Source organism: Amycolatopsis sp. NPDC104819, assembly GCF_055583145.1.
In genome coordinates this window covers 947279-958028 of the sequence record NZ_JBVJON010000001.1, presented here as the reverse complement: position 1 = coordinate 958028, position 10750 = coordinate 947279, and the positions used below count along the sequence as shown (strand labels likewise).

The window sequence follows — 10750 nt, the reverse complement described above, 5'->3', positions numbered from 1 at the left end:
TCGCGATGACCGACGCCACCGACTCCCGGCCCGGCCTCGACCCCGACCGGGCCGGATTCACCGTCGCCCTGCACGCCGCCCGCGACCAGATCGTCGCCGCTCGGTCGGTCATCGCCGGCACCTGCATCGACCTGGTCGGCACCATCGGCCGCCACGTCCTGGACAACCTGCTCCCGGCACGCCGGATGCGGATCTGTCCCCGGACCGTCAAACGACCCCTGTCCAAATACGCCTACAACAAGCCCCGCCAGCCCCGCGCCTGTCTCACAGCCACCATCGACGTCACCGTCACCAACGCCGCCACCAGCCTCTTGACACGACTCACCCCAACCTAACTGCCCGGCCTTGCCCGAATGGGTCATTCGCGACACTCGCCCCAGCCCCAGACATCCCCCGCCGCTCCCTGGGGGCCGGCCCCAGTCCAGCATACCGGCCCTCTCTCACGCACCGTGCCGAACCGACCACCGCAGCCGCAGTTGTCCACATGTCGACTTGCCTGGGGACAACTTGTGGACCACCACTCTTCCCCGGCTCGCCAACCCGCTCCGCCCGGCTTACAGTCCCCTTATGTCCGGTGGTCGGCGCTGGATCCTCATGCTCCCGATCGCGGTGCTGGTCACGGCGCTGCTGGCGGGGGTAGCGACCTGGGCGCAAGCCGGGCGCATCCAGCGGGACCTCACGGCGAAGGCCGAAAGCGCGCTCGCCGCCGCCGGCCTTCCGCCGGGCACCCTCAGCTTCGACGGCCGTGACGCCACCCTCAGCGGCTTCCCGCCCGGTCAGGCCCTCCGCGCCCTCGAAGTCGTCCAGAGCGTCGACGGTGTCCGCGCCGCCAAGCTCGAAGGGGACATCACGCCCGTAGCACCGAGCCCGACCCAGAGCCCCAATCCCAGCCCGACAAAGCCACCCAGCACCACGACACAGCCGGCCGCACCACCGCCACCCACCGACAAGGCCGGCGTGCAAGCCGAGATCGACCGGATGCTCGCCGAGGCGCCGATCACCTTCGTGCCGGACACCGCCCGGCTCACGCCCGAAGGGGAGCAGGCCGCCCGGAGCGTCGCCGTCGCCCTCACCAAGTCGCCCGAAACCTTCCGGTACCGCGTCACCGGGCACGCCGCCCGCGGGTCCGGCAGCGCGAGCGGCGCACTGAAGCTTTCCCGGGACCGCGCCAAGGCCGTCACGCGGATCCTCACCACCAACGGACTGACGACCAAGCGCGTGACCTCCCGCGGGCTGGGCGACACCCGGCCCGCGGGCGGCGGCGACGAAGACCGGCGCGTCGAGATCACGGTCGTTTAGGGGTGATGGCGGATGGTGTGGCTGTTCGGGCAGATCTGGCTGTGGCTGGTCATCGCCTTCGCGCTCGGCGCCCTCACCTCGTGGCTCGTGCTGCGCGCCGCGCAGCGCCCCAGGTCCGCTCCACAACCCGTGGCTGAACCCTACGAACCCGAGTACGAGCCCGAGCCGCTCGCCGCCGAGCAGACGCAGTTCATCCCCGCCGCCTGGACGCAGGCCGAGCGGCCCGAGGACCACCGGTTCGAAGACGAGGACGAGGAGCCCGACGGCCACCGCGAGGGACGGCTGCCGCTGCCGCCACAGCGTGGCGCGCAGGCCGAAGACTGGCCCACCGAAGAAGAACCGGCTTGGCCCGAGACCGAGGAGGCCTCTCCGCGGTGGCCGCAGCAGCCTGGGCGCGGCGGCTGACACCCATCCTGGTAAATTCGGCTACGCACTGTGAGCGAGGGCTGAGGAGGGGGTGACGTGGCGCTCCCCCATTGGACGTCGCAGCAGGTCCTGCCGCCGGGGCGCCACGCGGGCGACCTCGCCGACGTCTACGAACGCCTCGTGTTCGACGCCCCGCACCAGAACGACCGCGAAATCCTCTTCAGCGCGCTCAACAGCTACCTCGGTGTCGCCCGGCGGATCATGCCGACCGGCCGGGCGTGGATCGGCGGCGAGCTCATCACCCGGACCGCCCACCCGCCGCGCAGCCTCGACGTCGTCCTCATCCCGGACGAGTGGGGCGCGCTCAAGCGGCTCGACGACGCCGGGCGGTCGGCGCTCTACGGCCTGCTCACGCTGCGCGGTGTCATCGTCGGGCAGCCCGCGATGTACCTCGACCAGGTGCAGCCGGTCGGCGGCATGCTGGACGGCTTCCTGTGCCGCCCCGGCGACGAAGACGTGTGGGCCGAGGTCTGGGCCGAAGGCGGCAGGGGCTACCCGGAGATGATCTGGTGAGGAACGAGTTCCGGCGCATCGCCGACGAGATCCCCGGCGGCACGTGGCTCGACGACCTCGCGCGCGCGTCGGCGATGGCGGCGAACGCCAAGTTCGAGCGGACGTCCCGCTCACCGCTGCTGCACGTCTCGGTGATCGGTGAACAGAGCATCGACGCCTACACCTTCTCCGACATCAGCCGCGCGCTGCAGGACGCGACCGCGAAGATCGGGCACATCATCCGGAACCCGTCCGGTGAGGTCACGATCGTCCAGCAGGCCGACCGCGACAAGGCGCCGCTGATCCAGCGCGGCCAGGCGGGCAACGCGATCTTCTTCGGCTTCCCCGAGCTCGACGTCTCCGACGACGCGCTGATCGTCGACGGCATCGAGACGCTGTCCGAGCGCGCGGTCAAGGAGCTCTGCGACTTCCTGCCGGCGAACGGCTCGGACGACGGCGCGCTCGACGCCGTGCTGCTGCAGCGCGACACGGTCCGCAACGCCGTGAGCGACATCGTCAACGCCGTCGCGAAGAACGCCGGCATCGGGATGGCGCTGACGCCGACCGCCGGTGAGCAGCTCACCCGCAGCATGACGACCGAGCAGGCCCGGATCCTGCAGGGCAGCCTCCGGGAGTCCCGCGAAGAGGTCGGCTACGAGACGGTGCGCGGGCGGCTCGACGGCGTCCGCACCCGGCGGCGCATCTTCTACCTCGACCGCGAGTCGGGCGGGACCATCCAGGGCGCGGTGGCGCCGGACCTGCTCGACGAGATCAAGGAGAACCTCGACCGCCCGGTGACCGCGCGGCTGCGCGTCGTGCGGACGACGACGATCGACGGCCGCCGCGGCCGCCCGGTTTTCGAACTCCTCGAAATCACGCCCGAAGTGAGCCTTTTCGACTGACAAGTCCGATTCACGACTTTCGCTGTGGGCAACCGTGCCGACACTCGTCGTAGGCTCCGTGGCGGTATCGAACAGTGGGAACTCCGATATTCTTTCCATTGATCACCGGGCCACACCCTGCGCACGATGTCAGGAAATACCGATACCCGGCGCAAAACGGTGGGACAATGACTTTTTCCAGAATGTAACAATTTCGTCCTGGACCACGCTTATGGGTTAACGTCGTCGCACTCCCACCCGAAGGGGCTTGCATGATGACCGACCCGCAGTACCCGCCCACCGCTGCGCGTCACGGCCGGCCGGCGCCGCCGGTGACGGCGACCGAGCGGCGGCAAGCGAATGCGAAGCCCGGCCGGAACATCCTGGCGATCGTCGGCCTCGTGCTCGGGTCGGCCGCACTGGCCGTCACGTTCGTCCCGGACGTCGACTATGTCGCGTGGCCGCTGGGCGGGCTCGGCCTGATCCTGGCGATCACCGGGTTGGTCCAGGTCAAGAAGGGCACCGTGGGCGACCGCGGGCTGGCGATCACGGGCACCGCGGTCTCGGTCGTGGCGCTGCTCGCGGCGGCCGGGATGCTGCTGTACTCGACCTTCCTCGGCGGCGGCGAGGCCGGGCTGCACCTGCCGGCCGTGGCCACCGACAAGCACTCCGTGGTCTTCGAGGTCACCGCCTCGGGCGGCGCGACCGTGCGTTACGGCAGCCTCTCCGACCAGCGCACCGAAAACGCCCCCGCGAGCACCGACGCGTGGCAGGGCGAAGCGTCCTACAACAATGGTTCGTACCTTTTGACGCTCACCGCGGACACCCGGAATTCGCAGACCAACAACGAAATCGCCTGCGCCATTCTGATCGACGGCAAGAAGGTCGCGGAAAACAGCGGGACGACGATCGCGCTCTGCACGGCCAACGTGAGCTGAGCCGCGCGCCTGGCGACCGGCCGGCCTACCCCCATCTCGGCCGGCCGGGCCGCCACGAGCCGCTCCTGGCGGCTCCCGGCCCCGTCGCGGTTTCCCGCGCGGGGCCCGGCACCGGCGTCTCAGCCTGCCCCTCCCCTAGGGCTCTGCCGGCACCGCCGAACCTACGCGGACGCCGCCCGCGGGCACTAAGAATCCACTAAGGATTGTCCGGTGCGGGCCGGGCCGTGACCCATTCGCAACCGAAGGTCGCACCACCGGAATCCGGATCATCGCGACCGCGCCGGCACAGTTCGAATGGGCGGCGAATACGTCACTGCAGTTCGGCGAGCTCGGTGCGGACCTCGCCGACGAGCTTCGGGTGCACGCGCTCGTAAATGCGCACCGACAACGCGAGTTGTTCGCGGGCGCCGTCGAGGTCGCCCTCGGCCCGCAGCACCCGGCCCAGGGTCAGCCGCAGCGCGCCCTCGCGCGCGACGAACTCGCGGCTGATCGCGAGGTCGATCGCCTCCCAGACGTGCCGCTCGGCCGCGGCGTGGTCGCCCGTGCGCAGGCAGAGCTCGGCCAGCTTGTCGAGTGAGACGACCACCCGGTCGTCGTCGCCCAGTTCGCGGTCGATCGCCAGGCCGGCGAGCTGGTGGGTGATGGCGTCGGCCAGCCGGCCCGCCCGCTTCTCCGCCTGCGCGCAGCTGCTGAGCGCCTGCCCGCGCAACGTGACGTCGCCGGCGGCGGCCGCGGCCTTCGCGAGCCGCTCGATGGCCTGGTCGTGCTCGCCGAGCCGGCTCAGCGCGCGGCCGAGGTGCAGGTCGGCCGAGGTGACCAGCCGCTCGTCGGTGCTCCCGGCGGCCAGCCGCGCCGCGCGTTCGGCGTCGGCCAGGCCGTAGCCCGGCAGTTCGAAGGTCAGCGCGATCTCGCACCGCGCGAGCCGCAGCCAGCACTGCCCCTCGACGTCGTCCGCGGCCTCGGCGGCGGCTACGCCCAGGTCGGCCATGCGGAGCCACTCGTCCAGCAGCGGGCAGGCGACGCGGTAGCTGTGCCCGAGCCGGGCCAGCCGCCAGACGTCGTCGTGGCGGCCAGCGGTGTACGCGGCGTCGAGCACCGCGAGGAGGTTCGGCCACTCGGCGGCGAACCAGTCCTGCGCCACGGCGAACCCGGTCAGCGGCGGCATCGCGTCGTCGGCGAGCACGCCGGAGAAGTCGAGCGGGTCGGCGACCGGGCCCAGCCGGCGCCGGGCGCGGTCGGCCGCCGCCTGGTAGTACCGGATCGTCCAGCCGAGCGCGTCCTCGCGTTCCTTCTCAGCGAGCTCCTGCTCCGCCAGTTCGCGCAGGTAGAGCCAGACGAGGTCGTGCGGGACGAAGACGTCGCGGGCGGTCTCGGCGATGAGGTTGTGCGCGGCCAGCGCGCGCAGCCGCCGCCGGGCTTCGGCGACCGGGATCTGCGCGACCGCGGCCATCACGTGCGGCCCGACCAGCACCCCGGGCACGGCGCCCAGCTGCAGGAATGTCTCCGCGATCTCGCCGGGCAGGCCGCGGAAGGAGACGTCGAAGGCCGCGCGCACGCCGTCTTCGGCGCCGTCGACCTGCAGCCCGGCCAGCCGGGTGCGTTCGTTGCCGAGCTCGTCGACCAGCTCTTCGGCGGTGCGTTGCGCGCTCGCCGAGAGCCGGGCGCCCGCGATGCGGAGCGCGAGCGGGAGGTACCCGCAGAGCCTCGCGAGCGCGTGGTTGAGGGCGGCCGGGCCGGCCAGCTCTTCGATGAGCCGCACGGCGTCGTCGGGCGCGAGCGTGCCGAGGACTCGCCGCCGAGCCGCGTTCGACACGGCGAGCCCGTCGAGGCGCGACCGGCTGGTCACCACGGTCATCGTGCGCGCGCTCGGCGGCAGGAGCGGGCGGACCTGCTCGGCGGCGCGGGCGTCGTCGAGCAGCACGAGCATCCGCCGTCCGGCGATCAGCGACCGGTACAGCGCGACGCGCTCGTGAAGCAGCTCCGGGATCTTCGCGGTCTCGACGCCCAGGCCGAGCAGGAACTGCGTGAGCAGCTCCGCGGGTTCCAGCGGAGGGTGGTGCGGGTCGAAGCCGCGCAGAGACGCGAACAGGACGCCGTCCGGGAACCGCCGCGCGACGCGGTGCGCCCACCAGACGACCAGCGTGCTCTTGCCGACCCCGGCGGTGCCGGTGACCACGGCGATCGTGGTCTCCCCGGCCTCGGCGCGGGTGACGAGGTCGTCGAGCCAGGCCAGCTCCTCGGTGCGCCCGGCCAGGCTCGGCACCGCGGCGGGCAGCTGCGAAACCGGCTGCCCCCGCTCGTCCACCCCGGAGCTTTCACGTGAAAGCTCCGGGCCCAGGTGGGAGCTTTCACGTGAAAGCTCGGGGAGGTCGTCGTTGAGGACGCGCTCGTGGAGCCAGCGCAGCTCGGCGCCGGGCTCGACCCCGAGGGTGCGGAGCGTCGCGCGGGAGACGGTCCGGTACAGCTCGAGCGCGTCACCGCGGCGGCCCGCGTGGTACAGCGCGCGCATCAGCTGGCCCGCGGCCCGCTCGGCCAGCGGGTCGGCCCGGACGATCGGGCTCAGCTCGACGATCAGCTCGGCGTGCCGCCCGAGCCCGAGGTCGGCGTCGACGCGGGCGCCGTGCACGGCCAGGCGGAGGTCCTCGAGTTCGGGCGCCTGCAGGGAGTCGGGCACCCCGCCGAGTGCGGGACCCTGCCACAGCGCGAGCGCCTCGGCCAGCAACGGGGCGGCGGTCTCGGGCGTAGCGACCGACGCGCGGTCGAGCAGGGTGCGCGCCCGGTGGACGTCGATCCGGTCGGCCTCGACGTCCAGGCGGTAGCCCGGCGGGGTGGTGAGGATGCTCAGGCCGTCGACCTCACGCAGGATCCGCCGCAGGTGGGAGACGTTGCCGTGGACGATGGTCCGCGCCGTCGCGGGCGGGTTGTGACCCCAGAGCGCGTCGATGATGTCGTCGAGCCCGACGACCTTGCCGGGCTTGAGGGCGAGCAGCGCGAGCAGGCCGCGGACGCCGGGGCCGCCGATCGGGACGGGGTCGTCACCGTGGAAGAGCTGCACGGGCCCGAGCAGCTGCAACCGGGTTTCGGCCATGCTCGCGCCCACCTCCCCGGGGTCCACGGTCGTCGGCCGGCGTCTCCCTCGCCGGGGAAGCCAACCTACCGTGGTCACCGGTTGTCGAGCAGGGCCGGTACCAGCTGTTTTGGTGGTTCTGCGGATTTCGCAGCGGAGGCGGGCGAAGGGTGCGGCTTCCACCGGGGCCCGGGTATGACACGACCCCGCACCATCGGTCCCGATCCGCTGGTGCGGGGTCGTGCTGAATCTCCCGGCCGGGCCGCCAGGGGGCGCGGTCCACCCGTCGTCTTCACAGGCGACCGGGCGGGTGAGCTCACCCCGAGCGAAGCACCCGCCGATCGTCCGCGAAGACGTCTGTCGCGCGGGCCACACGCCCGCGCGGTGGCGACACGGTAACAAAGCGCACCGGATCAGTCACCGCCGGGCTGTGAAGCTAGCGCGAGATCGGGGTCGAATCGCGGCCGGCGATGAACGCGGGCCGCGGGGCGCTGGCCGCGTACGGCTGCTCCAGGGCGTTTTCCACGCTGTTGAACACCAGGAAGATGTTCGAGCGCGGGTACGGCGTGATGTTGTTGCCGGAGCCGTGCATGATGTTCGAGTCGAACCACAGGGCCGAGCCGGCCTGGCCGGTGAACTGGTCGATGCCGTACTCGGCCGCCATCTTCGTGATGTCGTCCTCGTTGGGCACGCCCACCCGCTGGTCCTTGAGCGAGGCCTTGTAGTTCTCGTCCGGCGTCTCCCCGGCGCACTGGACGAACGTCCGGTGCGAGCCCGGCATGATCATCAGGCCGCCGTTGAACGGGTAGTTGTCCGTCAGCGCGATGGAGCAGCTGACCGCGCGCGGGGCCGGCATGCCGTCCTCCGCGTGCCAGGTCTCGAAGTCCGAGTGCCAGTAGAACCCGGTGCCCTTGAACCCCGGCATGTAGTTGACGCGGCTCTGGTGCACGTAGACGTCCGAACCGAGCAGCTGACGCGCCCGGTCCAGCACGCGCGGGTCGAGCACCAGTTCCGAGATCAGGTCCGAGAGCACGTGGACGTCGAAGATCGACCGGACCTCACCGGTCTTCGCCTCGGTGATCACCCGCTCGTCGCGGGCGAGCTCGCGGTCGGAGGACAGCCGCACCAGCTCCTGCCAGTACGCCTGGACCTCGCCCACCGAGAGCAGGTCGTCGACCACGGTGTAGCCGTTGGTCTCGTGGTTCGCCAGCGTCGCGCCGTCGATCGGGCCGTCGGCTTCGGTACCCCACACCGTGGGGTGCACGCGCGGCAGGTGCGCCGGCGTACCGGTGATCCGGGTCGGGTAACCGTCGTCGACCCGGGTGTCCGCGAGAGTCACGGGCTTCGCCTCCTGTTTCCTCGCTGCGGGTGTCACTCGGTGACGAGCGGGTACACGCCGTTCTCGTCGTGGACCTCGCGCCCGGTCACCGGGGGGTTGAACACGCAGACGCACTTGATCTCGGTCTTCGGCCGGACCTGGTGCTTGTCGTGGTCGTTGAGCAGGTACAGCGTCCCCGGCTTGAGCTGGTGCACCTCACCGGTGGCGAGGTCTTCGATCTCGCCCTCGCCGGAGGTGATGAACACCGCCTCGATGTGGTTCGCGTACCAGAAGTCGTTGACCGTCCCCGCGTACAGCGTGGTCTCGTGCACCGAGAAGCCGACGCCCTCCTTGGCGAGGATGATCCGCTTGCTGCGCCAGTTCTCGGTCTTGATGTCGGCGTCGGTGTCGGTGATCTCGTCGAGTGTGCGAACGAGCACGGGCGTGGCTCCTCTACTTCTTCAGGACGGCCTTGATGGACTCGTCGATGATCGACAGGCCCTGGGTCAGCTCGTCGTCGGTCAGGGTCAGCGGCGGCAGCAGCTTCATGACTTCGCCGTCGGGGCCGGAGGTTTCCATGAGCAGGCCGCGCGCGAACGCTTCCGCGCAGACCCGGCCGGCCAGGTCACCGTTCTCGAACTCGAGGCCGCGCGCCAGGCCGCGGCCCTTGGCGACGAGGTTCGCGTCCGGGTAGGCCTCGACGATGCCGGAGAACGCGGCGGCGATGCGTTCGCCGTTGGCCAGGGTCGACTTCTCGAGCTCGTCGTCGCTCCAGTAGGCGTTGATCGCCTCGGTCGCGGTGACGAACGCCGGGCTGATGCCGCGGAAGGTGCCGTTGTGCTCACCCGGCTCCCAGACGTCGAGCTCCGGCTTGATCAGCGTGAGCGCCATCGGGATGCCGTAACCGCTGATGGACTTCGACAGACAGATCATGTCCGGCTTGATCCCGGCGTCCTCGAAGCTGAAGAACGGGCCGGTGCGGCCGCAGCCCATCTGGACGTCGTCGAGGATCAGCAGGATGTTGTGGCGCTTGCAGAGGTCGTCGAGACCCTTCAGCCACTCCAGGCGCGCGGCGTTGATGCCGCCCTCGCCCTGGACGCCTTCGACGATGACCGCGGCCGGCTCGTTGAGCCCGCTGCCGGAGTCTTCGAGAAGCTTCTCGAAGTACAGGAAGTCCGGCATCGCGCCGTCGAAGTACGCGTCGTACGGCATCGGCGTGGCGTGCACCAGCGGGATGCCCGCGGCGCCGCGCTTCATCGAGTTGCCGGTGACCGACAACGCGCCGAGCGTCATGCCGTGGAAGGCGTTGGTGAAGTTGATGACCGATTCCTTGCCGGTCACCTTGCGCGCCAGCTTCAACGCCGCCTCGACGGCGTTGGCGCCACCCGGACCCGGGAACACGACCTTGTAGTTCAGGTCGCGCGGGTCGAGGATCTTGTCGCGGAAGGTCTGCAGGAAGTCGCGCTTGGCCACGGTGAACATGTCCAGCGCGTGTGTGACGCCGTCACGCTGGATGTAGTCGATCAGCGCCTGCTTCAGCCGCGGGTTGTTGTGCCCGTAGTTGAGCGCGCCGGCTCCCGCGAAGAAGTCCAGGTAGGCCTTGCCGTTCTCGTCGTAGAGGTGGCTGCCCTGGGCGCGGTCGAACACGACGGGCCAGCCACGGCTGTAGCTGCGGACCTCGGATTCGAGCTCTTCGAAGATGCTCATGACGTTTCTTTTCTCCTACTCGCCCGGATCTTTGCGTGCTGTGAGCGGACCGATGCGGTAAAGCTCTTCCGGCAGGTGCTCACCGTCGCCAGGGAAATCGGCGCCGTCGAACAGCACCGTGGTTTCCACCGCCGCCTCCCAGCGTTTGGCGAAGGAGGTGAACAGCCGGATGGACGCTTCGTTGTCCGGGGTGATGGTGGTCTCGAGGTAACGCACGCCCGCGTCGACCAGGCGGTCGTACAGGGCGTCGAGCAGCTTCCCTGCCAGGCCCTTCCCGCGCTGGGACGCGTCGACCGCGACCTGCCAGACGAACCCCACGTCGGGCTCGGCCGGCCGGCGGTAACCGGTCACGAATCCGACCGCCTCGCCGTCTTCGCGCGCGACCACCGATGTCTCGGCGAAATCGCGGCACCACAGCATGTATGCGTACGGCGAGTTGAGATCAAGCTTGGCGGAATCACGCGCGATTCGCCACAGCTGCGCGCCGTCCGCCTTGGTCGGCGATTCGATCAAGTGCGTTACGGACATACTCAGGAAACGTAACAGAGAATTTTCGAGCTGCCAGCGACGCAGCTCACGACCCCCACGATGACCTGGGGCGACGCGGAGTACCCGGTGAGGA

The 10750-nt window shown here is 70.5% G+C and carries 10 protein-coding genes and 1 pseudogene; 6 read left to right on the top strand and 5 right to left on the bottom strand.

The features are described from left to right. From ACZ63E_RS04870 to ACZ63E_RS04845, 6 genes and pseudogenes are all read left to right on the top strand, one after another. A pseudogene (locus ACZ63E_RS04870) lies at nucleotides 1–335 on the top strand (hypothetical protein); the annotation flags it as partial. A gap of 232 nt (nucleotides 336–567) precedes the next feature. Next, complete coding sequence (locus ACZ63E_RS04865) at nucleotides 568–1299, top strand: OmpA family protein (protein ID WP_465334317.1); 732 nt, start codon at nucleotides 568–570, stop codon at nucleotides 1297–1299. Between the two features lie 12 nt (nucleotides 1300–1311). Next, nucleotides 1312–1704 (top strand): hypothetical protein, encoded by a 393-nt coding sequence (locus tag ACZ63E_RS04860; RefSeq protein WP_465334315.1) that lies wholly within the window; start codon nucleotides 1312–1314, stop codon nucleotides 1702–1704. A 57-nt stretch (nucleotides 1705–1761) separates the two neighbouring features. Beyond that, nucleotides 1762–2238 carry a DUF6932 family protein gene (locus ACZ63E_RS04855; protein WP_395920886.1) on the top strand — a complete coding sequence of 159 codons (477 nt, stop codon included), beginning with the start codon at nucleotides 1762–1764 and terminating at the stop codon, nucleotides 2236–2238. Next, on the top strand, nucleotides 2235–3119 hold the full coding sequence (locus ACZ63E_RS04850) for a hypothetical protein (RefSeq protein ID WP_465334314.1): 885 nt from the start codon (nucleotides 2235–2237) through the stop codon (nucleotides 3117–3119). Before ACZ63E_RS04855 ends, ACZ63E_RS04850 begins: the two co-directional genes overlap by 4 nt. Nucleotides 3120–3370: 251 nt before the next feature. Then, nucleotides 3371–4036 (top strand): DUF4190 domain-containing protein, encoded by a 666-nt coding sequence (locus tag ACZ63E_RS04845; RefSeq protein WP_465334313.1) that lies wholly within the window; start codon nucleotides 3371–3373, stop codon nucleotides 4034–4036. 310 nt (nucleotides 4037–4346) lie between these two features. Here ACZ63E_RS04845 and ACZ63E_RS04840 read toward each other — a convergent pair whose 3' ends face one another. From ACZ63E_RS04840 to ectA, 5 genes are all read right to left on the bottom strand, one after another. After that, the gene (locus ACZ63E_RS04840; RefSeq protein ID WP_465334312.1) at nucleotides 4347–7124 is read right to left on the bottom strand and encodes an AfsR/SARP family transcriptional regulator; all 2778 of its coding nucleotides are present in this window, start codon (nucleotides 7122–7124) and stop codon (nucleotides 4347–4349) included. A gap of 415 nt (nucleotides 7125–7539) precedes the next feature. Then, nucleotides 7540–8442, bottom strand: coding sequence for an ectoine hydroxylase (thpD, locus tag ACZ63E_RS04835; RefSeq protein ID WP_465334310.1), 903 nt, complete (start codon nucleotides 8440–8442; stop codon nucleotides 7540–7542). A 32-nt stretch (nucleotides 8443–8474) separates the two neighbouring features. Beyond that, nucleotides 8475–8861: an ectoine synthase gene (locus ACZ63E_RS04830; RefSeq protein WP_465301683.1), complete on the bottom strand. Its 387-nt coding sequence runs from the start codon at nucleotides 8859–8861 to the stop codon at nucleotides 8475–8477. A gap of 13 nt (nucleotides 8862–8874) precedes the next feature. Further along, the gene (ectB, locus tag ACZ63E_RS04825) at nucleotides 8875–10128 is read right to left on the bottom strand and encodes a diaminobutyrate--2-oxoglutarate transaminase (RefSeq protein WP_465334308.1); all 1254 of its coding nucleotides are present in this window, start codon (nucleotides 10126–10128) and stop codon (nucleotides 8875–8877) included. Between the two features lie 15 nt (nucleotides 10129–10143). Beyond that, nucleotides 10144–10656: a diaminobutyrate acetyltransferase gene (ectA, locus tag ACZ63E_RS04820; RefSeq protein ID WP_465334307.1), complete on the bottom strand. Its 513-nt coding sequence runs from the start codon at nucleotides 10654–10656 to the stop codon at nucleotides 10144–10146. Between the last annotated feature and the right edge of the window lie 94 nt (nucleotides 10657–10750).